We start from the raw sequence: 25,192 nt of genomic DNA on the forward strand, positions 1-25,192 counted from the left end.
CCAAGCATCGCTTAGGGCAGGTAGTTGCCGGGATCGACGCTGTCAAAGCCGTCCCGCACTTCGAAATGCACAAAGGCCTGATCGTCGTTGCTGCGCAATTGCGCGATGGCCTGACCCTGACGCACGGAATCGCCCTTGGCCACTTTGACCCCGTCCACATTGGCATAGACCGTGAGCAGATTGTTGGGATGGCGCACAACGATGATCGGGATGCCATCGGCACTTTTGGTGATCGCGGCCACGGTGCCTGCGGCGGCGGCATTGACTGGTGCGCCGGGCGCGGCCTTGATGTCGATGCCCTCATTGCGGCCCTTGGCGTAGGGACGGATGATACTGCCCTGCACGGGCAGGCGCATGACAGCCGCCGGGGTCGCGGTGGTTTCTCCCACATCGGCCACGGGGGCGGTCGGTTTGGGCGCAGTGGCGGTGTCATTGGTCGTGTCATCCTGCGGCAACGGTTTGGTCGCGCTGGGGGGTGTCGGTGTGGTGGATCCGGCACCCGGCAGGGTCGTTGGCGCTGCGGTATCGCGCGCCGGTGCTGCGACGCGGGCGACGGGGATCAGCAGGAACTGCCCCTCGCGCACGGAGAAGCTGGCATCAAGCCCGTTCCATTCGGCCAGCGATTTGACCGGCACCTGATAAAGCCGCGCGATGGTGAAGGCGGTTTCGCCCCGTTCGACCTTGTGACGCACCGGTTCCTGACCCGTCGGGGGCAGGGGGGCTGTCGAGACCGAGGGGCTGGCCGGGGTCGGTTCGGCCCGGTCGATGGCGGAGCCTGCAAGCGTTGTCACATCAACTCCGGTCGGAGCCCCGATGATGCCAGTTGTCGGTTCGGAGACGCGCCGGGGCAGGGCAATGACCTCGTCCTTGCGCAGGGGCACATCCACGGCGATGCCGTTATAGCGCGCCAATTCGTCCGCAGGCAGGCCAACGCGGGCGGCCACATCGTTGAGGGTGTCGCCGCGCCGTGCGACGGCGACCTGGTAGTTGGGATAGGAGATCACGCCGCGCGCATCCGCCGCCGGCCGGTCCACCGTTGCATTGCGCGCCGCGGCGCGGGTGTTGAACCCGCCCTCGGGCCCGCGCAGGTCGAAATCAAGCGGTTCGTCGCAGGCCACAAGGGCGGCAAGCGCTGCGGTTGCAATCAACAGGCGCGCACGCGGGCGGCGCCCCCCGGAAGGTATGTGGGAAGGTGTCGAAATCATCTGCGTCGTCCTCTGCCGGACCCCTCTGAGGTGGGGGTGTTGCCGGATACCAGCCCGAAACCCGTGCTGATTTGCGCTTGTTTTACACCAAGTTCACTCTTTGCCCAAGCCCTCGAGCAGCGGGACAAAGCGCACGTCGCGCAATTCGTCATACTCAAGACCGGTTTCGGTCTTGTTGACCCGGATCAGGCTTTGCACCGTGTCCGACTGCCCCACGGGCAGCACCATGATCCCGCCCACCTTGAGTTGCGCAAGCAGGGGCCCGGGCGGGTCTTCGGCGGCGGCTGTGACGATGATCCGGTCGAAGGGTGCCTGATCAGGCAGCCCGTGCGAGCCGTCCCCGGTGATCGCCGTGATCGTGTGCAGATCAAGCGCGTCAAAGATCGCGCGCGCCTCGTGCACCAGCCGGCGGTGCCGGTCGATGGTATAGACCCGCCGCGCCAGTTTCGCGAGGATCGCGGCCTGGTAGCCCGAGCCGGTGCCGATCTCGAGCACCTTGTCGCGCGGGCTGACGTTCAGCGCTTGCGTCATCAGCCCCACAACCGAAGGCTGGCTGATCGTCTGACCGCAGGGGATCGGCAGGGGCATATCCTCATAGGCCCGTTCGGCGAAAAGCCCTGTGACAAAGGGGCCGCGGTCAATCGCTTCCATCGCGCCAAGCACCCGTTTGTCGGTCACCCCGCGCGAGCGCAGAGCATAGAGGAACTGCATCTTGCGTGTGGCGAGGTCGTCCTCTGTCATGTGGCGATGGCCCCCAGCGTGTCGAGCATGTCATGGGCGGTGAAGTCCGCGCGCATCGGTGTGACGGAGATGTACCCTTCGAGATTGACGGCGGCGTCCGTGTCCGGCGCGGTGTGCACCTGCTGGTTGCCGCCCTTGATCCAGAGGAATTGTCGCCCCGAGGGGGAGGTCGTCGCCTCGGTGTGAAACCCGACGCCCGGCCGCAGCCCTTGCGGCACCAGTTTGATCCCCTTGACGTCTGCGGCTGCGACGGGGGGCACGTTCACGTTGTAAAACAGCTGGTAGCCCGGTTGGACCTGCGGCGTGTTGGCGATAATCCGCTCAATCACCTCTTTGCCATGGGCCAGTGACGCCTCGAACGGGTCGTCGAGGTCGCGATTGGCAGGCCCATAGAACTGCGAGATGGCGATGGAGAGCACGCCTTGCAGCGCCCCTTCGATGGCACCACCCAGCGTGCCGGAATAGAGCGCGTTTTCGGCCGAGTTGTTGCCCCGGTTCACCCCTGACAGGATCAGATCGGGCGGGCCGTCGAGCACTTCGAAGAGGCCTGCCAGCACGCAATCTGCCGGGCTGCCCTCGACCGCGACGCGCCGCTCGGAAATGGTCTGGATCATGAAGGGGCGCGCGTAGCTGATGCAGTGCCCGACGCCGGATTGCTCAAACGCGGGCGCGACGGTCCAGACCGCCCCATCCGGCCCTGCAAGGTCGTGGGCGATGGTTTCCAGCACGTGCAGACCGGGTGCGGATATGCCGTCGTCATTGGTGATGAGAATGCGCATGCGTGCCCCTTTGCCTCCTTACTATGTGCCGTCATGGATCGGGGCAACTGCGGGAACCTCCGGCGGGCATATTTTGCGGAACAATGAAGGGAAGCGTTGCGCGCTGGTTACGGACGGCGCGCGATGTAGCCGCAGGAGACCCGCGAAGGCGGGCCTGCGCGGAAGGGGTGTGTGGTGATGTCAGTGAACCCGGCCTGTTCCAGCATGGTCCTGGTCTGGCTTGGTGCGAAGGCTGCATTGCCCCAGCGCCAGCGCACCAGTGCCGTGCACCAGTGTGGTTTGGAGATCGCCATGATCAGCAGTCCGCCGGGCGCGAGCTGGTCGTGCAGCCAGCGCAGGGCGGCGCGCGGATCGCTCAGATGTTCGATCACATGGGCGCAGAGGACAACGTCTTGCGCTGGCACGTCTGGCAGTGTGGCCCCAAGGGGCGCGTTGATGGTGCGTGCCTCAGGCATTCGCGATTTGGCGGCCTTCAGCATGGCCGGTGAGATATCGGTGAGGGTGAGCGCTCTGGGATGGCCATGAGCATTGATCCAGGCCTGCGCAAAGGCCCCGGTGCCGGTGCCCACATCCATGAGTTTCGGATGGGCCGGTTCTGGTGCCGGGCTGTGGGCCATCAGGTCGGTATAGGCATCGAGAAAGCCGAGTTTGGAAATGCCGTCCTGCCAGCCGGTTTCTGCCGCGTCATAGATGCGCGCAAGCGTGCCGCCCCCACGGGCGGGGCGGGGCGTGTCGAAACGGGTGAGGCGGTTGAGCATGGCTGTAGTGAGCCACGCGGCGCGCGTCACTTCAAGGGGTGAGTTCGGCCAGAATTCGCGTCGCTTCGGCCATGGGGTCGGCAAGGGGGGTGCGGTCTTCGCCCGGGTGGAAGCGGGCGCGGGTGGCCGTGGGCATCGGGGCGGGGGTTGCGATATGCACCTTTGGCCCGGTGCGCTGCGTTTCGGCCTGCCAGCTGCGCGCGAGCGCCATTTGGGCTGCCTTGGTCGCGCCGTAGCTGCCGTAAAACGGAGCACCTGCCTGTGCATCATCAAAGAACAGCGCGGTGCCGTCGCTGCCCAGAAGGGGGGCGATATAGGTGATCAGCGTCGATGTGGCGGTGACGTTGCCTGCCACCGACTTGGCCATGTCCTTGGCGTCGATCATGGCCGCAGGCGCGAGCGGGGCGGCGTGGATGGCCGTATGTGCCCAGAGACCAAGGCGGCCCCAGCGGTCGTGGATGCCCCGGCACAGCGTCTGCATCGCGGCCTCGACCGTGATGTCCATCGGGGCCAGCGTGGCCGACCCGCCAAGGGCCTTGATCTGGTCATCCAGCTCTTCAAGCGCGCCGGTGGTCTTGGCCACGGCGATGATGTGATGGGTGGGTGCAAGGGCGCGGGCCAGAGCGTTGCCAAGGCCGCGGGAGGCGCCGGTGATGAGAGCTGTTTTGGTCATGTGGGCGTCTTGCCCGCACGGGGCGGGGGCGTCAAGCGGCGACGCGCGGGGCCTCTGGCGCCTGAGGCATGCGCAACTGGCGGCTGCCGGTGGCCGAGGACAGGATCACTGCATCATCGGCGATGGCCACAACGGTGCCTTGTCTGAGGTTGTCACCCACCTGCACGGTCTGGATGGAGCCATTTCCGGCCCGCAGCAGGGCGCGCCGGTTGTCTTCGGTGCCTGCCACGCCGATCAGTTGCAGGCTGTTCAGCGGCAGCGCCCCGGTCTGAGTGGCCAGTTCGGCCGTGGTGGCGTTGGTGGCGGTTTCAGGGTTTTCGGTGTCGGGTGTCTCGGACATGATGCCTCGGCTTATTGTCTTGCAGAGGCGGGCGCTATCACGGGATCCGGGCATGCTACATGCGCGATTTTGTCCCTGGGCCAAAGGTCGCTCATTTACGTGGCGGCACATCCAGGCTTGGGGCGGCGCACATCCCATGAGGATTTGCGCCGCCTTTGTTTTGGGTCTTCAGACGACGTATTTGCGATCCGGGATGGCGCCCTTGGAAATCAGCAACTTGATCATCGCGTCAAATTTCAGCTTTTGAATGGGGCTGGTCTTTGGCTCTTTCTTCTTGACCTGTTCAAAGACCTTTGGCGCCTTTTTGCGTGTGTTGTAGTCCATTTGCAGCTCGATCATCTGTTTCATCAGCTTGAGCAGCGACGTGTCGTTCACATTCTCAAAACCGCAGATCACCAGCTTTTTGGCATCCATTTTCACAAGGTCGGCCCCGGCGGACAGCCCCTTTTGTTCGCGGATGGCATCCTTGATCAGGAAGGCTTTCCACTTGATGCCTGACTTTTTGCACGCGTTTGTCGCTTCGACTTCGTCGTCCATGTAAAGCGAGATCATGATGTCCTTGACTGCGGCTTTGTTCGTCCCGCCCAGCCGTTCGGTGACGACGCCCACCTTGCCATAGCGGCTTTCGCACTTCTTGTCGGCGATCTTGCGGCAGATCTTGTTGAGCGGAGAGCCCTTTTCAAAACGCGTGTCGTAGAACGCGCCCAGCAGGCGCTTGTTGAACAGGTCGCGGAATTCCTTGTTCAGGACCCGTCCCATCACGTCAAGCTTGGAGGCGGCTTCGCTTTGTGCGCCGGCCATGATCTTGTCGAGTGCCCCTTTCAACTGCCCATCCAGTTGAATGCGCGTGCTCGCATCGGGCGCGAGGAACTCGGTGTAAATCTTATAGCCCTTGGGGTTTTCGTCGATAAAGCTGAGCTTGGCGGCGGCGTTCGGCCCTGCGGTCTTGATGACAAATGTGTTGAAGACCACGCTGAGCGCGCGGTTGGCCAGCATTTCGTCGACGTTTCCGGGAAAGTTTTCGCCGAGGAGTTTGATGGGCATTGCATCGTCCTTTCGATGTAAATCCTCTGGGCCTGTCCTGGCCCGGTTCAAGGAGGAAACATCTTGGACGGGGGTTTTATTCGCGGGGTCGTGAAAGAAATTTACGAGGTGGGCAGAACGCGTTTGTAGCGAAAGGCCATTTTGGCGAGATGGCGCAGGGCGTCTTGGGGCAATTCGGCGTCCGGTTGCAGGAACAGCGCCCGGGGTGCGGCGTAGCGAAAGGCGGCCGGAAAGTCGGATTGCATGCGTGCGCACAGGTCCGTCTTGCAATCCATGTAGACGCCCAGACCATCTGCATCGCCTCTCCAGCTCATCCGGAGCGTCGTGCCGCCCTTGCGCGGACGCCAGGCCGGTTCGCCCCATTTCAGGGATTCATCAAGTGGGGGCAGGTCGAGTGCTGTGGCCGTCTGCCGCCACTCTGCGCGTACCGCAAGCGCCATGTCAGCGGCCCATGCGGGCCAGTTGTAGATGACCTGGAGGACGGGGTTGATCTGATGATCCATGACCGACACCTACCCCGCATTGTTGTCAGACGATGGCAGCAGCCTATTCCGCCGCCTTCATCTCAAAGCCCTTTTCGATCTGGTCTGCCGGTTCAACGGGGTATTCACCAGAGAAACAGGCGTCGCAATATTGCGGGCTGTCGTTGTCGCGCCCCTTGGCCTCGCCCACGGCGCGGTAAAGCCCGTCGAGCGAGATGAACTTGAGGCTGTCTACGCCCAGATGCTCGGTCATTTCCTCTTCGGACATGGTGGCGGCCAGCAGTTTTTCGCGCTGCGGCGTGTCCACCCCGTAAAAGCACGGCCATGCGGTGGGAGGGGAGGCGATGCGGAAGTGGACCTCGGCGGCACCTGCATCGAGGATCATCTCCTTGATCTTGCGCGAGGTGGTTCCGCGCACCACGGAATCGTCCACGAGGATCACCCGCTTGCCCTTGATCAGGGCGCGGTTGACGTTGAGTTTCAGGCGCACACCCATGTTGCGGATCTGCTCGGTCGGCTCGATGAAGGTGCGGCCCATGTACTGGTTGCGGATGATGCCCATGGCGTAGGGAATGCCCGATTCCAGCGAATAGCCGATGGCCGCAGGGGTGCCGCTGTCGGGCACAGGGCAGACCAGATCGGCGTCCACCGGGGCTTCCTTGGCCAGCTCCCGCCCGATGGCCTCGCGGGTCTCATAGACGGAACGGCCGCCGAGGATACTGTCGGGGCGACTGAAATAGACGTGTTCAAAGATGCAAAAGCGGGATTTCTTGGGGCGGAAGGGGGTGTGGCTTTCGATGCCCTTGTCGGTGATCACCACCATTTCGCCCGGTTCGATTTCGCGCACGAATTCGGCGCCGATGATGTCGAGCGCGCAGGTTTCCGAGCTGAGCACATAGCCCGTGGGCAATTTGCCCAGCACCAGTGGACGCACACCCAAGGGATCGCGCACACCGATCAGCTTGGTGCGGGTCATCGCGACAATGGAAAAGGCCCCTTCGACCCGGCGCAGGGCGTCTTCCATACGCTCGGGAATGCTGCGTTGCAGGCTGCGGGCCATCAGGTGAATGATGCATTCGCTGTCTGATGAGGACTGAAAGATCGAGCCACGCTCGATCAGCTCGCGCCGCAGCGCGTCGGCATTGGTGATGTTGCCATTATGGGCAATCGCGGCCCCGCCCATGGCAAATTCGCCGAAAAACGGCTGGACGTCGCGGATCGCCGTCTGCCCTTTGGAGCCGGTCGTGGAATAGCGCACGTGGCCAATGGACAGAGCGCCGGGAAGCGTTTCCATCACTTTTTGCGAGGTGAAGTTGTCGCGCACATAGCCAAAGCGGCGGGCAGAGTTGAAACCGTGGTTTGGATCGTAGGAGACGATGCCGCCTGCCTCTTGTCCGCGATGTTGCAGCGCATGCAGGCCAAGGGCCACGAAATTGGCGGCGTCCATGGTGCCCAGAACACCGAATATGCCGCATTCTTCCTTGAGCTTGTCGCTGTCTCCCAACGCGGCGGCGGCATCAAAATCGAAAGGGTGGGAAGGCCAGATGTGTGAATCAGTCAAGGGCGGCAGCCTTTCGAACCATCAAACGTACTGCCTGATACTGTGCCAGCCAAAAGGAGTCACGCCCGCAGGTCAAAAATAACGGGTTGTGCGGCATCATTGACCCTCGGTTAACTCAAACTGGCCAGAATTGAAGCGACCAACATGCGGGGCGCACGATTCGAAATGAGTAATGAACTCTCTGGCACTGACGACGCGGCATTTCGCGACAGGATTCTGGCCCGCATGGTGCGCGCCTCGCAGGCGGTGATTGAATTCAGCACGGACGGCACGATTCTGGATGCCAACGATCTGTTTCTGGACTGCATGGGCTATCGTCTGGACGAGATCAAAGGGCAGAAACACGCGATGTTTGCGCCACCCGGCGTCGCCGAATCGGCGGACTATGCGGCGTTTTGGGATGATCTGCGGGCCGGGCGCAGTTGTGACAGCGAATATCACCGGATCGGCAAGGGCGGACGCTCGGTCTGGCTGCAGGCGACCTATGCGCCGGTGCGCTGCAGCGCGGGCAAGGTGAACGGTGTCATCAAGGTAGCGACGGATGTGACAGAGCGCCATCTGGCAGTTCAGCAACTGATTTCCGGTCTGGAAAGCCTTGCGGCAGGGAACTTGTCCGCGCGCATCAATCTGCCCGCAGGCAGCGCCTTTGGCGGTGTGGCGACGCGGTTCAACGGCACGCTCGAAGTGTTGCAGCACCTGATATCGAGTTGCGCGCGGATCGGGCAGGACCTTGATGTGCTGTCGGGTGATCTGGATGTGCGGGTGCGGCAGATGTCGGACGGAATTCGCACCAACACCGACTCGATCGAGCGGACAAGTGCGGCGGCAGCGGACGTGCTGACCCTGTCCCAGCAAACCACGCAAGTCAGCGAAGCCAATTCCGCGCAGACCCGTGTCGCCGTTACCCGTACCCAGGAAGGGCGCGCGGCGATGGATGACGTGATTTCCGCGATGAACGATGTCGAAACAGTCGGCAGGCAACTGGCGGCGATGAACGACACGATCAAGGGTGTGTCGTTTCAGACCAACTTGCTGGCGCTCAATGCCGGAGTCGAGGCGGCCCGTGCAGGCGATGCGGGGCGCGGATTTGCCGTTGTGGCCAGCGAAATCCGCGATCTCGCCAAACGGTCGGATACAACGGCGAATGCGATCAATGATCTGATGTCCAAGAACAGCGCCGGCGTGACGCGGGTGTCCCAAAATGTCAGCCGCTGTGCGAAATTTCTGGGGGATATTCATGACAATATTCACGGGGTTTCGGATGATGTGCTCAAGACGTCCGAGCGGTCGGCCCAGCAGGTGACGCGGTTGCAGGATGTCTCGGCCGCCCTTGAAAAGATTGGTGCGACCCTGGGTCAGCAAAAGACGTCCTTGATGGAAAACGAGCGGATGGCGGAAACCGTTCAGGAAAATGCGCGCCATATTCAACGGTTGATCGGGCAGTTTTCGGCGGGTCAGGGCGCGGGCATGGATGAGGGGTCTATGTCTGCTCGGGTGTCGCAGCGTCTCGCGTCGTGATCCGGGTGGTGGGCCTCGGTGTCCGCCGGGTCGATCCGGCACGCTGCGTCTGATCCGGTGTCAGTGGTAGGGGTGCGAGGTGCAGGATGGGCCGGGGGAAACCCATCCCGGCCATCCTGATCACACGGGCAACCCAACCCGGCGCTCAGATCACGCCGCGGCGGCGTCGGGTGCGGGCATTGTGCCATCCATAAGTGCGAGAAGTGCGCGCGTGTCACCGTAGTTGAGCGTCTGAAAGAAGCCCTCGGCGCGGGTGTCAAAGGCGTGGATCAGCAGCCCGCTCTGGGCATAGATCATCTCTTCGTCCTCGAAATGCAGGGTGGCAAGGTCGGGACCCGCAAACAGGGTCGGGCGAATGCCGTTCCATCCGCTCAGCGCCTTGATCGGCACAGACACGACGGGGGCTTGCGACCAGCGTGCTGGCGGGGTCAGCGCCACATGGGCATCCGCAGGCAGGGAAATATCAGAACAGGTCGACAGCACGCCACCGGGCACCTGCACCAGAGGGGCGCGCCGTTTGGGATGGGTGATGGCCGTGATCCGTGCAAATCCGCCGTCCAACGTGGCCACTGAATCACCGACACAAAGGGCGTCGAGACTGGCCCAGCCGCGCGGCGTTTCCAGCCGGGTCTGGGCACTGAGGGTCGCGGTGTGATCGGGCTGGTTGGGCTGGATGGCAGGGGTGAACGTGGTGAATGCGGCGTCATGGTTGAGGAACATTGTGTGTCTCCGTTCAGGCTGGGTTGGTTGTGATCTGCCACCAAGAACGCATCACAAATCCGCCGCTTTTTCGTCACAACGGGGGCCATAGGCAGGCTCTGTTTCGCCATGGTTGCCAGTGGGTCCGAGGGGGAGCGCACTTTGCACGCAGGGGCCACGCGATTAACCGGGTGTTTACCAAGACGCCGCCACGTACGGACAAAGGCCGTACCGAGTCGCTCGCCGCGAATCGTACCTAACGCGTTAGGATTTGCGCGGTTCCTAGGCTGCGTGCGCGTATTGACACCACAAGGACGCCTCGTGGCGTTTCAAGGCCGTGGCCGCAGTCGGGCCAAAGTCGCGCTTGGCCTGGGACAGAGACGGGAACAGCGACAACAGCTCATCCATGGGGCCGGGACTAAGGCCTTTCATGGACAGTTCGGACAGAAAGAAGCTTTCGCTCGGGACGCCGTTGGCAAAGACGATCTGATGACGATCAAACATGAAATGAGTGTATTCGATGGCCGGGCAGGGCGCGATGGACACCTCCGGCAAGCCGCACAAATGCTTGGCCGCGATCAGCACGCGGCCCGAGCCAAACAGATATTCGGACAGATCATCGTCGAAATACATGCGGTGTTCCTGCGACACAGTGAGTTCTGTGTCATTGCCCAAGGCGCCGGGCGCGATCCGCACCGGGGCCAGCGCGCCATAGCCACGCACGGTGGTGCGCCCGATCCAGCGCACCGGTTGGGGGCCGTGTTCAAGCGTCATGACCGCATCACCCACACGGATGTCGCCGACGCGCCTGTGGCCTGTGGCCATGTCGATCAGGGTGTCGGGGCCAAAGCAGGGGATGAAATCATTGTAGCCGGTCGAGCCGATATTGCTGCCGCTGACTTTGACATAAGACACCCCGTCCTGAAGGGCGGTGTCGGTGGCAAAGCCCCAGACATTGCCGGTGACTCCGTTCTGGGAAAACACCGTCAGTTCGATAATCGGGCCGGTTTCGCTGCCGTCGATGTCGAGCGCGCGGATGCGGATGATCGATTCCGCCTCGACCCCGTTGCCATTGGACACGAGGCCTGCGCCATCGGTGATGGTGTGCCCGCCCGACTGGTCGTCCTCGAACGTGTCCACGCTGCCCGAGGTGTCATCCAGCGTCACATTCTGCGCCGCACTGCCGTCAAAGGTGAACACGGTGCCATCTGGGGTGTCGGAGTTGTTGATGATCGGATTGCCGACGATTCCAGCGGATGAGCTGGATTGAACGACGAGGCTTTCACTGTCGAAAGCGGCAAAGGTGCGGGCGACCATAGCGGGTCCTCAGACAAATCTCCGAGGGTCTTCTATGGGTCGCTCATGGTCCCGAAACGGTCAGAACGGGGCGAGTTAGTGGTTTGTTAAGTATGAATTAAGGCGCACAGGCCCCCACGAGGGTTTCGTATTGTGCGGTGATCCAGCCAAGCGCCTGCTCGGGGTTCTGCTCTTCGATCTGGCCGGAAAAGCGCCCGAATACGGCGGCCGAGCGGCTTTCGTCCACGATGGTGTATTCCTGCCCGGTGATCACCGTGTCGTAGACAAAGAAAGCGATCGCCACCAGCAATACGCCGCGCGCCACGCCAAAGAGGAACCCAAGTCCCTGATCGATGCCCCCAAGGGCAGAGCGTTGCACAAGGGACGAAAACAGCGGTGTGAACAGCGACACGATAATCAGCGCCACGGCAAAGACGAGGGCGAAGGCCCCGATGATGCTGAGCTCGCAACTGTCCGCAAGGAAATCGCCGATCACCGGGATTTCGCGCACCAGCGGTTCGACCCGCGGCGCAAAGAGAAAGGCGAGGATGGCCGCCGCGATCCAGGCCGCGATGGCCATGGCCTCACGCACAATGCCGCGCCCGTAGGCCAAGAGGGCCGACAGGATGATGACCGCGGCCACGATGCCGTCAATGATGGTGAACCCTTCCATGGTTCTTTTCCTTTATTCTGCCCGTGGCGGGGCCTCCCCCGCGCAATCAAAGACGCCGTCAGCCCGCGCCAAATACCTCACCCACGAACCCGGTCAGATCGCTCATCAGGTTGAGCGCCATACCTTGCGATCCATAGGCTTTGCCTCCTTTTGGGGCAATGGCAGATGCAAAACCAAGTTTTTGGGCTTCTTTCAACCTGTTTTCGGTCTGAGGGGCGGGTCGCAGCGCACCAGACAGGCTGATTTCGCCAAAAACCACCGTATCTGCGGGCAGCGCGCTGTCTTCGCGCGCTGACAAAAGGGCGGCGGCCACGGCCAGATCGGCGGCGGGTTCCGAGATTTTCATCCCCCCCGCAACGTTGAGATAGACATCAAGCCCGGCAAAAGGGATGCCGCAGCGCGCCTCAAGCACGGCGAGGATCATCGCCAACCGCCCGCCATCCCATCCGACGACGGTGCGCCTTGGTTGGGAATGCGGTGTCGGGGCGACAAGTGCCTGCAATTCGCACAAGACGGGCCGCGTGCCTTCGATCCCGGCAAAAACAACAGAGCCGGGTGAGGGCGTGCCGCGTTCGGACAGGAACAGGGCCGAGGGGTTGGTGACCTCGGCGAGGCCTGCGCCGGTCATTTCGAACACGCCGATTTCCTCGGCGGGGCCAAAGCGGTTCTTGACTGCGCGCAAGATTCGGAACTGGTGGCCGCGTTCCCCTTCGAAATAGAGCACGGTGTCGACCATGTGTTCGACCACGCGCGGGCCTGCGATCTGCCCTTCCTTGGTGACGTGGCCGACAAGGACGACGCTGACGCCTTTGCGCTTGGCGAAGGTGGTGAGTTCATGGGCCGCTGCGCGCACCTGAGATACGGAGCCGGGCGCGCTGTCCACCGTGTCGAGCCACATGGTCTGGATCGAGTCGATAATGGCAAGGCCGGGGGCTTCGGTTTCGAGAGTGGTCAGGATATTGCGCAGGTTGGTGTCGGCGGCCAGTTGCACGGGCGCGTCCCCAAGGCCGAGGCGCTGGGCGCGCATGCGCACCTGTGCGCTCGCCTCTTCGCCGCTGACATAGATGGTTTTGAGGCCTTGGCGGGCGAATTGCGCGGCGGCCTGTAGGAGGAGCGTGGATTTGCCGATGCCGGGGTCGCCGCCCACCAGAATGGCGGAAGCCGGGACAAGGCCCCCGCCAAGCACGCGGTCAAGCTCGGCCATGCCTGCCGGGGTGCGCGGCGGCGGCGCCTCTTCGGTGCGCAGATCGGACAGGGTGATGCCTGCGCCACGCTTTGAGCCCAGAGATTTGCTGCCCGGCCCGACCGACAGGCCGGTGTCTTCGGAAATCGTGTTCCACTCGCCACAGCCATCGCAGCGCCCGGACCACTTGGTAAAGGAAGACCCGCAGGCGGAGCAGGAAAAGGAGGGTGACTTGGCCATGAGCCAAGAAGTGCCAGCGCACTGGTGTGGGGTAAAGCCCTATTCGGCGCGTTTGGGCAGCTGTGTGACCTTGGCGGTGCCTTGAATCGCGGCCACGGGGGCGTGCGGCTTGTTCAGTTCGGGCAGCATGGTTTCCAGCTCGTCCAGCAGCCGTTCGACCTGTGCGCGGGCCACGTTTTCATCCAGCTCGATCCGGGTGATCCATGTGGAGAATTCGGACTGGATTGCCTTGGCATGGGCGAGGCGGTCATTGAACCGGTCGATCTCGTATTCCCGTTCCTTGAGAAAAGAGCGGGCGCGGCTGATGCGCTCATCCGAATAGGCCTCGGCCAGATCGCGGCTGATAAAGGACATCTTGGCCGCCAGGTCGAGGATTTCAGGCTCGAGCCGCCCCAGATCAGGGTGGTCGCGCATGTAACCGATCCGGTCGCGCATGTCGTCAAAGGCGTCCTCGGTGCGAAACACGCCGTCGCGGTCGGCGGCATGGGCGGCGTGATAGGCGCGGGTGATGTCATTCACGCCCAATTCGAACCGGCGGTGGGAATCCTCCAGCCGCATCATCCGCCAGTTGGCAGGCAGGAAAAAGCATAAGGAAAGGGCAAAAAGGGTGAGGCCAACCTGCGCATAGATCCCCGCAGCAGGGATCGCCGCCCCGTTCCATTCGAGCGGCAGCGTGACCCAGGGCACGGCCCCGAAGGTCGCCAACATTGTCAGAGTGACAAGGCAAAAGGCAAGTGCTGCGAAAAGTACCAGCGACAGCCGTTGCATCAGAGCGATGCAAACACGCATCATGGACTTGAAATCGTTCACAGGCCTTCCCCCCAGAAGACATTTACATGAACCTAAAAGTACAGCCGCAACCTGTTGATCGGCAATGTAAAATGTCCGCGGAATGCGGGGTGGTGATCAATTTTAGTTAATTCGGTTCGATTTTTGTTTCCGTTTCGTCATCAATGCGGGTCTTTTTGGCCAATTGTTCCGTGCGCCAACTGACCCAGATCGAGGCGAGGATGCAGGCGGTGAACAGGTAGAGCCCCCATGCGGTTTCGAGTCGCCCCACGCCAACGCCCTTGGCCAGCGTGATGTAGAGCGCGATCAGAAAGATGTCGGCCATGGCCAGTTTGCCAAGCACGCCAAGGATGGGTGTGTAGCGTGAGTCGAGCCGGTTCCAGTGGATCAGCGCCAGCGCGATGGTCTTGAGAAAGGGGGCGATGAGCGCAAAGAGTGCGACGATAAGCGCAAGGAAGATGTCGGAGTCCCAGAGCGAGTGCAGCCCGGTCATCACCGAGATTTCGCTGAGCCCAAAGAGGGGCAGAAGCCCGGCGCGCATGAGTGGCGCGACCCAGGACAGCGGGAAGAGGAGAAGCAGGCTCAGGTTGATCCAGCGGTGCATGTGTCAGGCCCTTGTTCTGGCCGCCGGGTGGCTCTGTTTGCCTGACGGCAAAGGCGCCCACCCGCCGACCCGTTAGCGCACCGCCTCGATTGGACCGGTGGCGCGTCCGTGGATGAATTGATCGACATATGGATCGTTCGCATTGTCCATTTTGCTGACGGGGCCTGTCCAGCGGATTACGCCGCCATGCAGCATGGACACATGATCGGCAATGGTGCGCACGGAGGACATGTCATGGGTGATCGTCATGGTGGTGGCGCCCATTTCCGTCACGATCTCGCGGATCAGGTCGTTGATGACGCCCGCCATGATCGGGTCCAGCCCGGTGGTGGGTTCGTCAAAGAAGATGATTTCCGGATTGGCGGCGATGGCGCGCGCAAGGCCCACGCGCTTTTGCATACCACCCGACAGTTCGGCAGGCAGGCGGTCGGCCACGTCCGGATTGAGCCCCACCCGGCGCAGTTTCTCGATGGCGATGTCGCGGGCCTCGGCCTTGGGGCGCGCGAGGCTGCCGCGCAGCAGGCGGAAGGCGACGTTCTGCCAGACGGGCAGGGAATCAAAAAGTGCTGCCCCTTGAAACAGCATGCCGAAGCGGGCCAGAAATGCGTCACGATCGGCCTTGGTCACGTCTGCGCCGTCCACGGTGATTGTGCCGCTGTCCGGCGTGACAAGGCCGAGCACCGATTTGATCGCCACCGACTTGCCCGTACCTGAGCCGCCGATGATCACCATCGACGTCCCCTTGGCCACGTGCAGGTTGACCCCGCGCAGCACGTGGTTGTCGCCGAAGGATTTGTGGACGTTGTCGAGCGTGATCATCTGGGCGTGCCTTTTGCCGGGCGCGGGTGCCTCCGGCGGGCATATTTGGGGAACAATGAAAGGGGTGTCATAGTGAAAAGAACACCCCCGTGAGCACGAAATTGGCTGCGAGGATCAGGACGGCGGCGGCCTCGACCGACCCTTTGGTGGCGCGCCCCACGCCCTGGGCGCCGCGGCCCGAGTTCATGCCGAAATAGCAGCCCATGAGTGCCGCGATACACCCGAACACGGCCCCTTTGGCGAGGCTTGAGGTGATGTCGCGCAGTTCGAGGAAATCGACGGTGTTTTGGATATAGGCCGCGGCGTTGAAACCCAGTGTACCGGTGGCGACTGCGTAGCCGCCGAAGATGCCGATCACGTCGCCCACTGCGACCAGTAGCGGGACAACAAGCGTGGCGGCCAGCACACGCGGGGCGGTGAGGTATTTCATCGGGTGGGTGGAGAGCGTGACCAACGCGTCGATCTGTTCGGTCACCTTCATCGTCGCGATCTCGGCCGCGATGGAGGAGGTGACGCGCGCCGCAATCATCAGGCCGACAAGGACAGGGCCAAGTTCGCGCACCATGCCGATGGCGACGATCTGGGGCACGACGGCCTCGGCGTTGAAGCGTGCGCCACCTGCGTAGATTTGCAGCGCCAGTGCACCGCCCGTGAAGATCGCGGTGAGCCCGACCACGGGCAGCGACAGCCAGCCGATATTGAGCAGGGCGAGGGCGAATTCCCGAGGATAGAAGGGGGGGCGCAGCATATGTGACAGGGTGCGCCCGCCAAACATGCTCACCCGACCGATGGCCGCAAGCAGGCCCAGGGCGAGCCTCCCGATGGCTGCAAGAAATGTCATGCCAGCAAGGTCCGCCCGTAGCGCTGACCCAGTTGCGTGAGGATTTCATAGCCGATTGTGCCTGCGGCGTCGGCCACGGTGTCCACCGACTGGTGGCGGCCCATCAATTGAAGGCTGGTCGGGTCCTGCGCCAACGCGCTCACATCCGCAGTGATCAGGTCCATCGACACACGCCCCACCACGGGGCAGCGCGTATCGCCGGCATAAAGGGCCGCCTTGCCGCCCATGGCGCGGATCAGCCCGTCGGCATAGCCCCCCGAGACGGTGGCGATCCGGCTGTCTTTCTGCGCTGTCCAGCCGTTGGCATAGCCCACGGTTTCGCCTTGTGGCACCTCGCGCACCTGGATCACCGGCAGATCGAGGGTGACCACCGGTTCGGCATCGACAAATGGCAGTCCGCCATAGAGGCCCACGCCGGGGCGCGTCATGTCAAAGTGGTATTTGGTGCCCAGCAAAGTCCCTCCAGTCGCGGCCAGCGAGCGGGGGATGTCGATGCCGTCCGTCATGGCGCGGAAGGCCTCGAGTTGCTGGGTGTTCATCGCATGATCAGGCTCATCCGCGCAGGCCAGGTGCGACATGATCAGGGCCGGGCGCTGGGCAATGGCGATGTCGCGCACCGCGGACCATTCAGCAGGCTCCATCCCCAGCCGGTTCATGCCGGTGTCAAGCTGGATGCCAAAGGGCGCGCCGGGCAGCGCCTCGACATGGCGCAGCATCTGGTCGACCGAGTTGAGCAGGGGGGTGAGGCTCGCGGCGCGAATGTCATCCGTGTCGCCCTCCATATGCCCGGAAAACACATAGATCCGAAGGCCGTGGCCGATGGCATCGCGCAGGATCATGCCTTCGCCTGCGGTGGCCACGAAAAAGTTGCGCACGCCTGCATCCCGCAAGGCTTGTCCGACAGGGGCGGCGCCCAAGCCATAGGCGTCAGCCTTGACCACGGCGCCGGTTTCACCCTCGCTCATTGCATCAAGGGCGCGCCAGTTGCGCACGACAGCGCCGAGGTCGATGGTCAGGGTTGCAGATGTCATGGCCGTGTTGTTGGCGTCGCGCGGAGCAGCGTCAAGGGGGAATTGATCCGTGTGGGGGGCGGCGCGGTTCAGGGAATGGCAAAGAGGTCGCGGTTCCTGTCCCAGATTTTCTCGCCAATCAGGCAGTCATAGGCGCCGGTGCTTTGCGCGTGCCAGACCCGTTCGCGGGGGTGCGGTACGCTCGCGATTTCCAGCACGAGCTTGCGCCGCACGGCCTTTTCGAACTCGGCCCAATCGGTGACGGGCAGAACAAAGGCGCCGGTGCCGCCGATCACACAGGCAGTGTAATAGGCGTCCAGATCCTCAATGTTAAAGCGCGAGGTGAAGGAATCGTCCTGCGTCATCAGCGGCAACCCGTTGATCGTCATGCCTTGCGCCAGCACGCGGTCGCGGGCGCGAGTGACGGGATCACCCATGTTGTTGGGCCCGTCACCCGATATGTCGATCACCCGGCGCAACCCGTCAAAGCGGTTGGCCTCAATCGAGGCGGCGGCATAGTCCAGCGCGCCGGAAATCGAGGTGCGGCTGAGGGCGTCGTCAAAATTGGCTGTGATTTGCCCAGCGATCTGGGTCGCCTGTTCGGGGCTTTCCAGCAGGGTCCAGGGCACGATGACGCGCTGATTGTAGGCCCCGGCCCATTCCACGTAAGTGATCGCAATGCGCCCGAGCAACCCACCCGCGATCGCGGCCTGCACTTCGTCACTGGTCAGGGCGGCGGCATAGCCCCGGCGTTGAATCTCAAGCTCGAACGGCTGCATGGAGCGACTGACATCGACCGCCAGAAACAGCTCGACATCGACCTCGACACGCTCTTGTGCACGCAGGGGCAGGGCGCAGATCAGGATCAACAGGAAAGACAGGCGGAGCATGCAGCCAGTGGGCCAGAGCCAGCGGCACCTGTCCAGTCACAGTTGGGTCAGACCACTCGGGTGCGCCCGAAGTGCGCCCAGTCCCTCTTCTCTGATTTCAAAAAATCCCGGGGGAGGCCAAAGGCCGGGGGCAGAGCCCCCAAAAGACCGCGATGTGACGTTAAAACCCGACGTCTTCCTCGCGCCCACCCTGCTGCCAGGGCTGCACAAGATTGCCAAAGCGGGTAAAGCGGCCCTCAAAGGACAGATCGACCGTGCCGATGGGACCGTGGCGCTGCTTGCCGATGATGACTTCGGCGCGCTGGTGCAGACGCTCCATCTCTTCCTGCCATTTGGCCATGGCCTCCAGATCGTGATCGCCGGGCTTTTCACGCTCTTTGTAATATTCTTCGCGGAACACGAACATGACCACGTCGGCGTCCTGCTCGATGGAGCCCGATTCGCGCAGATCGCTCAGTTGCGGGCGCTTGTCTTCGCGGTTTTCGACCTGACGCGACAGCTGGGACAGGGCGATGACCGGGATGTTGAGTTCCTTGGCGATGGCTTTGAGGCCCATGGAAATCTCACCGATCTCCTGCACCCGGTTTTCGGCAACGCCGCGCACCAGCTGCAAATAGTCCACGATCAGCACGTCCAGCCCGTGGGTCCGTTTGAGGCGCCGGGCACGCGCGGCCAGTTGGGCAATGGGGATGGCGGCGGTGTCGTCGATATAAAGTGGGCAGGCCTCGAGCGCTTTTGCCGCCTCGACAAAGCGTCGGAATTCCACCTCGGTCATATCCCCGCGCCGGATCTGTTCGCTGGGCACTTCGGCGGCTTCGGACAGGATGCGCGCGGCGAGCTGCTCGGCGCTCATTTCCAGCGAGAAAAAGCCGACAACGCCGCCTTCAATAGCGCCCTCGGACCCGTCGGGTTTGACCCCGCGCTTGTAGCTTTTGGCGATGTTGAAGGCGATATTGGTGGCCAGCGACGTCTTGCCCATCGAGGGACGCCCGGCGAGGATCAACAGGTCAGACGAGTGCAAGCCGCCCAGCTTTTTGTCCATGTCGATCAGACCGGTCGAGATGCCGGCAAGGCCGCCCTCGCGCTGATAGGCGGCGTTTGCGACATTAACAGCGTCCGTTACCGCCTTGAGAAAACTTTGAAAACCACCCTCTGACGTGCCCTGTTCGGCGAGTTTGTAAAGCGCCTGTTCGGCCTCGACAATCTGTTCTTTCGGTTCAGAGGCCACATCGACCTTGGCCGCCTTGGTGCTGATGTCGCGCCCCAGTTGGATCAGGTCGCGGCGCACGGCAAGGTCATAGATGATCTGCGCATAATCACGCACCGCATAGGCGCTGATCGCGGCACCGGCCAGACGGGCGAGATAGGCGGGGCCGCCCAGTTCCTTGAGGCCTTCGTCATCCTCCATGAACGCCTTGAGCGTCACGGGGCTGGCGAGATTGTTCTTGGCGATACGGGCCGAGGCGATCTCGAAAATGCGGGCATGGACGGGGTCATAAAAGTGGCTAGGCCCGATGATCGACGCGACCCGATCATAGATGTCATTGTTCGTCAGGATCGCACCCAGGAGCTGTTGTTCAGCCTCTGTCGAGTGCGGCATTGTCTCGGCATCCTGAACCGACACACCTGTTGGATTGATCGCTGCGATCTCGTTCATGACCCCGGTCCCTGCTCGTTATTATGTGTCACCGCTGACGCCGTGAGGTGTCACAGCGCGGGCCGCACGGCTATCTGGAAAAAACCGGGGATAAGCCGGTAGATAAGTCTGTCCAGCCCCAAACGCCCTACAACATATAGTATCAAAATTCGGGCCTGTCACGACATCACGCAAGGCGACCGTCATCGAATCGTCTTATACACAGACCGTCCACATCCGCGTTATCCACAGATTCCTTGAAACTATCCACGCTTCGTCCACAGGGTGTCAGGCGGACCTGACAAACATCCAGCGTTGCACCTTAAGTTCGGGCGGCCTGCCAGCCGCGCGGATCGTTCAGGAATTCCTCGACCCCGCTCAGGGTTGCCTCGTCAAAGGCGTCGCTGGCGCGCGCTTCGGCCAGAACATCCCACCATGTGCACAGGTGGTGCAGGGCCACACCGTGATCGCCCAGCGTCTTTTCCGTCTCGGGGAAGATGCCGTAGTAAAAGATCACCGCCGTGTGTCCGCACGTCGCCCCGGTCTCGCGGATCGCATCCACAAAGCTGAGTTTCGAGCCCCCGTCCGTGGTCAGATCCTCCACCAGCAGCACCCGCTGGCCTTCGCTCATGTCGCCCTCGATCCGTGCGTTGCGCCCGTATCCTTTTGGTTTCTTGCGCACGTATGTCATTGGCAGGCCCATCCGTTCGGCCACGAGGGCGGCAAAGGGGATGCCTGCCGTCTCGCCACCCGCGATATTGTCAAACGCCTCGAACCCGGCATTGCGCATTATGGTCACTGTCAGGAAGTCCATCAAAGTGGCGCGGATGCGCGGGTGGCTGATCAGCTTGCGGCAGTCAATATAGGTGGGAGAGGGCAGGCCCGAGGCCAGCGTGAATGGCTCGGCCGCGTTGAAATGCACAGCCTTGATCTCAAGCAGCATCCGCGCGGTCAGGCGCGCCATTTCTTCGGGGGTGGGGTAGCTTGTGGGGATCATGGCGCTTGTCTTTCGGATGTGCGGGCCGGTGGTTGGTGCGGGAGCCTCCGGCGGGGATTTTTTTGAAACAGAGAAGTTATTGGACCTGCCAGTGCACAGGCCGACCGGGGTCAAAGACGGTGACCGTGCCGCTGTCGGTTGGCACGGGGTCCGGAATGATGATCGGGGCGCCCTTGGTCAGTGTGATCTGCTCGGTATTGGGTGGCAGGCCATAAAACGCGGGCCCGTTGAGCGAGGTGAACGCCTCGAGCCGGTCGAGCGCGCCCGCTTCGTCGAACAGTTCGGCGATGCAGGACAGGGCGATGGGTGCGGTGAAACAGCCCGCGCAACCGCAGGCGTTTTCCTTGGTGTCGGTGGCATGGGGCGCGCTGTCGGTGCCCAGAAAGAAGCGGGTGTCCGTGCCTGTCGCGGCGGCGACAAGCGCGGCGCGGTGGCTGCCGCGTTTCAGGATGGGAAGGCAGTAATAGTGGGGCCGAATGCCCCCCACCAGCATGTGATTGCGATCGAGCATCAGGTGCTGAACGGTGATTGTGGCCCCGAGATCGTCACCTTGCGCACGCGCATAGTCCACCGCGTCAGAGGTGGTGATATGTTCCATGACCACGCGCAGGCCCGGCGTGGCGCGCCGCAACGGGTCGAGCACCCGGTCGATAAACACCGCCTCGCGATCAAAGATGTCGATGTCTGCGTCCGTCACTTCGCCATGAACGCAAAGCGGCAGTCCGATGTCCGCCATCCGGTCGAGCGTAGCGCGGATTTTCCCAAAATCCGCCACGCCAGAGGCCGAGTTGGTGGTGGCCCCAGCAGGGTAGAGCTTGACCGCCTTGACCAGCCCGCTGGCATGGGCCGCGGCCACATCATCGGGGTCGGTGTCTTCGGTCAGATAGAGTGTCATCAAGGGCTCGAACGCCATGCCCTCTGGCAAGGCTGCGAGGATGCGGTCGCGATAGGCCATGGCCTGCGCGCTTGTCACCACCGGGGGCACCAGATTGGGCATGATGATGGCGCGGGCGAAATGCTGGGCGCTGTGGGGCAGGACGGCGCGCATCATTGCGCCATCGCGCAGGTGCAGGTGCCAGTCGTCGGGGCGGGCAATGGTGAGGGTACTCATGCCCCGCGCGTTAGCACGGGGGGCAGGCGCGTTTCTAGCCCTCGTCGGCCTCTGCCATGCCGTTTTCACCGTTCGGTTGGCTGTCGGCGCGTTGCGCTTCGATTTCGTCCATGCGGCGCTGGAAGCGGGGGGCTTTCATCCGCGATGTCACATTGCGCGTCAGAAGGTAGGTGAGGTCCGTGCGTCTGGCCCCATCAAGCGTGCCCATGAGCCGCCGCAGATAGGGCAAATAACTGCGCCGCGCCCGGTAGAGGCTGGCGAATTTGTCGGCATCCAGAGTGCCTGCCGCCGCCTCGAGGATCAGCGGGGTCAGAATGCGCATGCGGATCAGATCGCCCTGCAGCGCGCCGCCCATCTTGCGCATCCGCAAGGGAGTCGCCCCGGCAGTGGCAAAGAGCGTGGCATGCATCGCGTCGAGTTGTTCTACGGGGTCATAGATCACATATGCCGCATCGCAGGCATCCAGCATGTCCGGTGCATAGCCATAGCGGGCAGTAAAATCGGTGCGCCGCATCTCGGCAAAGCGGGTGTCCCATTCGGCGATGCGCGCATCAAGCGTTGCCTGCGGCTGGATCGCCAGCACGCGCGCTCCGGGGGCCGCAACCGAGAACGCCGCCGCCGCGTAGCCACAGGGGCCTGCGCCATAAAACAGCACAGATTCAAATTCATCGAAAAACCCGTCATCGACCAAATCGTCGAATTCGGCAATCACGTCCGCATCGCGAAACCAGGTATCGCCGTCCGAGGCGATGCAAAGATGCGACCAGCCGTTCTGGCGCACGAATGTCCAGCCCAGCGGTTCAGCATTGCTGGCAAGCGAGCGGATGCCCTGAACGGTTTCAAAGGTGACCAGCAGCGTGTCGCCGCGCCGGATATGGGCAGCAAAATGCTTGTCTCCGAGCGGTTCGAAAGAGCCGTGTTCCTCACTGACCGCTTCGATCTCGCTCATCCATTCGTCTTTGGACAAGTCGGCCAGATCCGGGTCAAACACTGTGTCTGCGTCCTGCATCGCAATACCTCATGATCCCGCAGCTTGCACGCGCGGGTTTAACCCTTGCTACATGGGCAATACGGCGAAAATATGAAGACTTCAGGCGGTTTTAAGCGCCTTTTGGCCAAGTTAGTCCTGATTTTCGCGAGACTTGCGCCCATAGCTCATCAGGATTTGCGCAGCTTGTGCCGACAGGGGTCGGGCAGGCGGCGTCATCACGAGCCGCCCGAAAAGCGCGCGATTGGGTTCTTCTTCCATCAGCGTGTCGAAACGCGCCTTGCGCCAGGCCACACCAGCCGCATGCAATTCGACCAGCGTGGGATCGCCGCGCAGCGTGCCCAGATGCGCGTTGCGCCCGGTGTCATAGCGTCGGATCGAAGTATCCTCGACCGCGTTGAAATTCCGTTCGACCCAATAGTCGGCCCCCAGCGTCTCGGTCCGGTTCACGCGGCCCCGATCCACCTTGACCACATAGCTTTCCACAGCGCCCAAGGGGTAGTGATTGAGTTGCACCAGTCCGTAATTGGGTTGGCCGAAATTCGAGAACACCCGTTTGGTGTGGAATTGCGGATCAAGGGCGCGCCCGTGCCCGTCAAACCAGCGCGCCGCATCAATCCGGTCGGGGTCGGGGGCGCGCGGGCGATGCACACCCGGTTTCTTGTACGTGCCGTCATTGGCGTAGAGCGTCTTGAACATCGCCGCCCGCCATGGCCAGTGCAGGACCTCGGGTGCTGCGCGGTCAAACAGTTCGGTCACGGGGCGGTCTTCGAAGCGCACATGACCGTTGTTACCAAATAGCCGCCACGTCAACGTGATCGCCGTCGCTTCCGGCAGGGCCGCGTGCAGGTCGCTGAACGTGCCATCGCCTGCGTGAATGTTGACGAATTCGTCCACATCCATGACCAGAATCCAGTCGGCGTCGCGCACCACGTCCAGTTTTGCGGCCCGTTTCAGGGCCGTGAACTGGATGCCCGCGCTGTCATAGGGGCCGTCATTGCGCATATGGGTCAGCCAGCCGAAGCCCGCCAGATGATCCAGCAGATCGTCCGTGCCATCATCGCAATCATTTGAAAAGACAACGAAATGATCGACGCCTACAGCGCGGTGATGGGCCAGCCATTCGAGCAGAAATGCGGCCTCGTTGCGCACGGAGGTGATGACGACGTGGCTCATCTACGGGGCAGTATGGCGCGGCGCGGGAAGGGATACATGCTGTGCCGCCTCTGCTTGGGCCTCACGTGCGCACGCGCCGGAAACCTCGTGTGGTGTTGCGGGCTTTTTCGCGCCCAATTCGTTGCCACAGCATGACATTTTCGCAGAATCCCGTCAACGATGGGCAGCGTCCGGGGCTTGACGCCCGGCCCGCGTGATGCAGGTTGGGGACAAAGAAGGACTGGCCATGACTCTCCCCCCCTCGATTGATGCCGTTCAGGCCATGTTGGCCGAGCAGGGCTATGTCTGCGACCGCGCGCTCGGCACGGTTGTGTTTCTCAGCCTCAAGCTGGGACGGCCTCTGTTCCTCGAAGGCGAGGCGGGCGTGGGCAAGACCGAGATCGCCAAGGCGCTGAGCGCGGGCCTTGGGCGGCGGCTGATCCGGTTGCAATGCTACGAGGGGCTTGATGCGTCCTCGGCCGTGTACGAGTGGAATTTCCCCGCCCAGATGGTCGCCATCCGCACTGCCGAAGCCGCGGGCGGGTCAGATCGCAAGGTGCTGCAGGCCGAGTTGTTTTCGGATGAATTCCTGATCAAGCGCCCGCTTCTCGAAGCGATGCAGCCGGATGAGAATGGCGCGCCGGTGCTGTTGATTGATGAGCTTGACCGCACGGATGAGCCGTTCGAGGCCTTCCTTTTGGAAGCGCTGTCGGATTTTCAGGTGACCATTCCCGAGCTTGGCACCATCAAGGCGCCCGCGCCGCCCATCGTCATCGTGACCTCCAACCGCACCCGCGAAGTGCATGACGCCCTCAAACGCCGCTGCCTCTATCACTGGGTGGATTATCCCGGGTTTGATCGCGAAATGGACATCCTGCAGGCGCGCGCACCCGAAGCGTCAGAGTCGCTCAGCCGGGAGGTTGTCGCCTTTGTGCAGCGCCTGCGCACGGAGGATCTGTTCAAGAAACCGGGGGTCGCCGAAACCATCGACTGGGCCAAATGCCTGCTGGCGCTCGATGCCATAACCCTCAGTCCCGAAGTGATCGCCGATACGCTTGGCGCGATCCTGAAATACCAGGACGATATCCAGAAGCTGCAGGGGTCCGAGGCCAAGCGCATTCTGGATGAGGCCAAGGCATCGCTGGAACCTGCATGATCTG

26 protein-coding genes are annotated in these 25,192 nt (G+C 62.6%); 2 read left to right on the forward strand and 24 right to left on the reverse strand.

Features of this window, described 5'->3' with window-relative positions; all coding sequences use genetic code 11:
• Positions 1-11: 11 nt before the first annotated feature.
• The 9 genes from Q1A89_RS06840 to purF form a co-directional block, all read right to left on the reverse strand.
• Positions 12-1,205, reverse strand: coding sequence for a peptidoglycan DD-metalloendopeptidase family protein (locus Q1A89_RS06840; RefSeq protein WP_299725223.1), 1,194 nt, complete (start codon positions 1,203-1,205; stop codon positions 12-14).
• Positions 1,206-1,298: 93 nt separating this feature from the next.
• Positions 1,299-1,946 (reverse strand): protein-L-isoaspartate(D-aspartate) O-methyltransferase, encoded by a 648-nt coding sequence (locus Q1A89_RS06845; protein ID WP_299725225.1) that lies wholly within the window; start codon positions 1,944-1,946, stop codon positions 1,299-1,301.
• On the reverse strand, positions 1,943-2,725 hold the full coding sequence (surE, locus tag Q1A89_RS06850) for a 5'/3'-nucleotidase SurE (RefSeq protein ID WP_299725227.1): 783 nt from the start codon (positions 2,723-2,725) through the stop codon (positions 1,943-1,945). Before surE ends, Q1A89_RS06845 begins: the two co-directional genes overlap by 4 nt.
• A gap of 107 nt (positions 2,726-2,832) precedes the next feature.
• On the reverse strand, positions 2,833-3,483 hold the full coding sequence (locus Q1A89_RS06855) for a class I SAM-dependent methyltransferase (RefSeq protein WP_299725229.1): 651 nt from the start codon (positions 3,481-3,483) through the stop codon (positions 2,833-2,835).
• 31 nt (positions 3,484-3,514) lie between these two features.
• Positions 3,515-4,156 carry an SDR family NAD(P)-dependent oxidoreductase gene (locus Q1A89_RS06860; RefSeq protein ID WP_299725231.1) on the reverse strand — a complete coding sequence of 214 codons (642 nt, stop codon included), beginning with the start codon at positions 4,154-4,156 and terminating at the stop codon, positions 3,515-3,517.
• A 31-nt stretch (positions 4,157-4,187) separates the two neighbouring features.
• Positions 4,188-4,496 carry a pilus assembly protein PilP gene (locus Q1A89_RS06865; protein WP_299725234.1) on the reverse strand — a complete coding sequence of 103 codons (309 nt, stop codon included), beginning with the start codon at positions 4,494-4,496 and terminating at the stop codon, positions 4,188-4,190.
• Positions 4,497-4,664: 168 nt separating this feature from the next.
• Positions 4,665-5,540, reverse strand: a complete 876-nt coding sequence (locus tag Q1A89_RS06870; RefSeq protein WP_299725236.1) for a hypothetical protein — start codon at positions 5,538-5,540, stop codon at positions 4,665-4,667.
• Between the two features lie 101 nt (positions 5,541-5,641).
• Complete coding sequence (locus Q1A89_RS06875) at positions 5,642-6,043, reverse strand: hypothetical protein (RefSeq protein WP_299725237.1); 402 nt, start codon at positions 6,041-6,043, stop codon at positions 5,642-5,644.
• Positions 6,044-6,086: 43 nt separating this feature from the next.
• The gene (gene purF, locus Q1A89_RS06880) at positions 6,087-7,568 is read right to left on the reverse strand and encodes an amidophosphoribosyltransferase (protein ID WP_299726142.1); all 1,482 of its coding nucleotides are present in this window, start codon (positions 7,566-7,568) and stop codon (positions 6,087-6,089) included.
• A gap of 180 nt (positions 7,569-7,748) precedes the next feature.
• Here purF and Q1A89_RS06885 point away from each other — a divergent pair, with 180 nt between their 5' ends.
• On the forward strand, positions 7,749-9,101 hold the full coding sequence (locus tag Q1A89_RS06885) for a methyl-accepting chemotaxis protein (RefSeq protein WP_299725239.1): 1,353 nt from the start codon (positions 7,749-7,751) through the stop codon (positions 9,099-9,101).
• Between the two features lie 150 nt (positions 9,102-9,251).
• On the opposite strand, the gene Q1A89_RS06890 is transcribed toward Q1A89_RS06885, so the two are convergent.
• The 15 genes from Q1A89_RS06890 to Q1A89_RS06960 form a co-directional block, all read right to left on the reverse strand.
• Complete coding sequence (locus Q1A89_RS06890) at positions 9,252-9,821, reverse strand: hypothetical protein (RefSeq protein ID WP_299725241.1); 570 nt, start codon at positions 9,819-9,821, stop codon at positions 9,252-9,254.
• A 261-nt stretch (positions 9,822-10,082) separates the two neighbouring features.
• Positions 10,083-11,117 carry a Hint domain-containing protein gene (locus Q1A89_RS06895; protein WP_299725243.1) on the reverse strand — a complete coding sequence of 345 codons (1,035 nt, stop codon included), beginning with the start codon at positions 11,115-11,117 and terminating at the stop codon, positions 10,083-10,085.
• Between the two features lie 97 nt (positions 11,118-11,214).
• Complete coding sequence (locus Q1A89_RS06900) at positions 11,215-11,769, reverse strand: CvpA family protein (RefSeq protein WP_299725245.1); 555 nt, start codon at positions 11,767-11,769, stop codon at positions 11,215-11,217.
• 58 nt (positions 11,770-11,827) lie between these two features.
• Positions 11,828-13,192 (reverse strand): DNA repair protein RadA, encoded by a 1,365-nt coding sequence (gene radA / locus Q1A89_RS06905; RefSeq protein ID WP_299725248.1) that lies wholly within the window; start codon positions 13,190-13,192, stop codon positions 11,828-11,830.
• A gap of 39 nt (positions 13,193-13,231) precedes the next feature.
• The gene (locus Q1A89_RS06910; protein WP_299725250.1) at positions 13,232-14,002 is read right to left on the reverse strand and encodes a DNA repair protein; all 771 of its coding nucleotides are present in this window, start codon (positions 14,000-14,002) and stop codon (positions 13,232-13,234) included.
• A gap of 106 nt (positions 14,003-14,108) precedes the next feature.
• Positions 14,109-14,585 carry a paraquat-inducible protein A gene (locus tag Q1A89_RS06915; protein WP_299725252.1) on the reverse strand — a complete coding sequence of 159 codons (477 nt, stop codon included), beginning with the start codon at positions 14,583-14,585 and terminating at the stop codon, positions 14,109-14,111.
• Positions 14,586-14,657: 72 nt separating this feature from the next.
• Positions 14,658-15,404, reverse strand: a complete 747-nt coding sequence (locus tag Q1A89_RS06920) for an ATP-binding cassette domain-containing protein (RefSeq protein WP_299725254.1) — start codon at positions 15,402-15,404, stop codon at positions 14,658-14,660.
• 67 nt (positions 15,405-15,471) lie between these two features.
• Positions 15,472-16,245: an ABC transporter permease gene (locus tag Q1A89_RS06925; protein WP_299725256.1), complete on the reverse strand. Its 774-nt coding sequence runs from the start codon at positions 16,243-16,245 to the stop codon at positions 15,472-15,474.
• A complete protein-coding gene (gene alr / locus Q1A89_RS06930; protein ID WP_299725258.1) occupies positions 16,242-17,276 on the reverse strand; it encodes an alanine racemase in 1,035 nt (344 codons plus the stop codon). Before alr ends, Q1A89_RS06925 begins: the two co-directional genes overlap by 4 nt.
• 68 nt (positions 17,277-17,344) lie before the next feature.
• The gene (locus tag Q1A89_RS06935; RefSeq protein WP_299725260.1) at positions 17,345-18,145 is read right to left on the reverse strand and encodes a DUF1194 domain-containing protein; all 801 of its coding nucleotides are present in this window, start codon (positions 18,143-18,145) and stop codon (positions 17,345-17,347) included.
• A gap of 160 nt (positions 18,146-18,305) precedes the next feature.
• Positions 18,306-19,802: a replicative DNA helicase gene (locus Q1A89_RS06940; RefSeq protein WP_299725262.1), complete on the reverse strand. Its 1,497-nt coding sequence runs from the start codon at positions 19,800-19,802 to the stop codon at positions 18,306-18,308.
• 301 nt (positions 19,803-20,103) lie between these two features.
• Entirely contained in the window at positions 20,104-20,778 is a 675-nt protein-coding gene (locus Q1A89_RS06945; protein ID WP_299725264.1) for an orotate phosphoribosyltransferase, read from the reverse strand.
• A gap of 76 nt (positions 20,779-20,854) precedes the next feature.
• Entirely contained in the window at positions 20,855-21,889 is a 1,035-nt protein-coding gene (pyrC, locus tag Q1A89_RS06950; protein WP_299725266.1) for a dihydroorotase, read from the reverse strand.
• Between the two features lie 34 nt (positions 21,890-21,923).
• Entirely contained in the window at positions 21,924-22,898 is a 975-nt protein-coding gene (locus Q1A89_RS06955; RefSeq protein ID WP_299725268.1) for a phosphoadenosine phosphosulfate reductase, read from the reverse strand.
• Positions 22,899-23,009: 111 nt separating this feature from the next.
• Positions 23,010-24,053 carry a glycosyltransferase family 2 protein gene (locus tag Q1A89_RS06960; protein ID WP_299725269.1) on the reverse strand — a complete coding sequence of 348 codons (1,044 nt, stop codon included), beginning with the start codon at positions 24,051-24,053 and terminating at the stop codon, positions 23,010-23,012.
• A 226-nt stretch (positions 24,054-24,279) separates the two neighbouring features.
• On the opposite strand from Q1A89_RS06960, the gene Q1A89_RS06965 reads away from it, so the two are divergent.
• Positions 24,280-25,188 carry a MoxR family ATPase gene (locus tag Q1A89_RS06965; protein WP_299725271.1) on the forward strand — a complete coding sequence of 303 codons (909 nt, stop codon included), beginning with the start codon at positions 24,280-24,282 and terminating at the stop codon, positions 25,186-25,188.
• The last annotated feature ends 4 nt before the right edge of the window (positions 25,189-25,192 follow it).

Source organism: uncultured Tateyamaria sp. (assembly GCF_947503045.1).
Taxonomy (GTDB): Bacteria; Pseudomonadota; Alphaproteobacteria; order Rhodobacterales; family Rhodobacteraceae; genus Tateyamaria.

Bases quoted from the DNA above. Each gene is read 5' to 3' on its own strand.
- Q1A89_RS06840 (WP_299725223.1), bottom strand. From the start codon at position 1,205: ATGATTTCGACACCTTCCCACATACCTTCCGGGGGGCGCCGCCCGCGT.
- Q1A89_RS06845 (WP_299725225.1), bottom strand. From the start codon at position 1,946: ATGACAGAGGACGACCTCGCCACACGCAAGATGCAGTTCCTCTATGCT.
- surE (WP_299725227.1), bottom strand. From the start codon at position 2,725: ATGCGCATTCTCATCACCAATGACGACGGCATATCCGCACCCGGTCTG.
- Q1A89_RS06855 (WP_299725229.1), bottom strand. From the start codon at position 3,483: ATGCTCAACCGCCTCACCCGTTTCGACACGCCCCGCCCCGCCCGTGGG.
- Q1A89_RS06860 (WP_299725231.1), bottom strand. From the start codon at position 4,156: ATGACCAAAACAGCTCTCATCACCGGCGCCTCCCGCGGCCTTGGCAAC.
- Q1A89_RS06865 (WP_299725234.1), bottom strand. From the start codon at position 4,496: ATGTCCGAGACACCCGACACCGAAAACCCTGAAACCGCCACCAACGCC.
- Q1A89_RS06870 (WP_299725236.1), bottom strand. From the start codon at position 5,540: ATGCCCATCAAACTCCTCGGCGAAAACTTTCCCGGAAACGTCGACGAA.
- Q1A89_RS06875 (WP_299725237.1), bottom strand. From the start codon at position 6,043: ATGGATCATCAGATCAACCCCGTCCTCCAGGTCATCTACAACTGGCCC.
- Q1A89_RS06885 (WP_299725239.1), top strand. From the start codon at position 7,749: ATGAGTAATGAACTCTCTGGCACTGACGACGCGGCATTTCGCGACAGG.
- Q1A89_RS06890 (WP_299725241.1), bottom strand. From the start codon at position 9,821: ATGTTCCTCAACCATGACGCCGCATTCACCACGTTCACCCCTGCCATC.
- Q1A89_RS06895 (WP_299725243.1), bottom strand. From the start codon at position 11,117: ATGGTCGCCCGCACCTTTGCCGCTTTCGACAGTGAAAGCCTCGTCGTT.
- Q1A89_RS06900 (WP_299725245.1), bottom strand. From the start codon at position 11,769: ATGGAAGGGTTCACCATCATTGACGGCATCGTGGCCGCGGTCATCATC.
- radA (WP_299725248.1), bottom strand. From the start codon at position 13,192: ATGGCCAAGTCACCCTCCTTTTCCTGCTCCGCCTGCGGGTCTTCCTTT.
- Q1A89_RS06915 (WP_299725252.1), bottom strand. From the start codon at position 14,585: ATGCACCGCTGGATCAACCTGAGCCTGCTTCTCCTCTTCCCGCTGTCC.
- Q1A89_RS06920 (WP_299725254.1), bottom strand. From the start codon at position 15,404: ATGATCACGCTCGACAACGTCCACAAATCCTTCGGCGACAACCACGTG.
- Q1A89_RS06925 (WP_299725256.1), bottom strand. From the start codon at position 16,245: ATGACATTTCTTGCAGCCATCGGGAGGCTCGCCCTGGGCCTGCTTGCG.
- alr (WP_299725258.1), bottom strand. From the start codon at position 17,276: ATGACATCTGCAACCCTGACCATCGACCTCGGCGCTGTCGTGCGCAAC.
- Q1A89_RS06935 (WP_299725260.1), bottom strand. From the start codon at position 18,145: ATGCTCCGCCTGTCTTTCCTGTTGATCCTGATCTGCGCCCTGCCCCTG.
- Q1A89_RS06940 (WP_299725262.1), bottom strand. From the start codon at position 19,802: ATGAACGAGATCGCAGCGATCAATCCAACAGGTGTGTCGGTTCAGGAT.
- Q1A89_RS06945 (WP_299725264.1), bottom strand. From the start codon at position 20,778: ATGATCCCCACAAGCTACCCCACCCCCGAAGAAATGGCGCGCCTGACC.
- pyrC (WP_299725266.1), bottom strand. From the start codon at position 21,889: ATGAGTACCCTCACCATTGCCCGCCCCGACGACTGGCACCTGCACCTG.
- Q1A89_RS06955 (WP_299725268.1), bottom strand. From the start codon at position 22,898: ATGCAGGACGCAGACACAGTGTTTGACCCGGATCTGGCCGACTTGTCC.
- Q1A89_RS06960 (WP_299725269.1), bottom strand. From the start codon at position 24,053: ATGAGCCACGTCGTCATCACCTCCGTGCGCAACGAGGCCGCATTTCTG.
- Q1A89_RS06965 (WP_299725271.1), top strand. From the start codon at position 24,280: ATGACTCTCCCCCCCTCGATTGATGCCGTTCAGGCCATGTTGGCCGAG.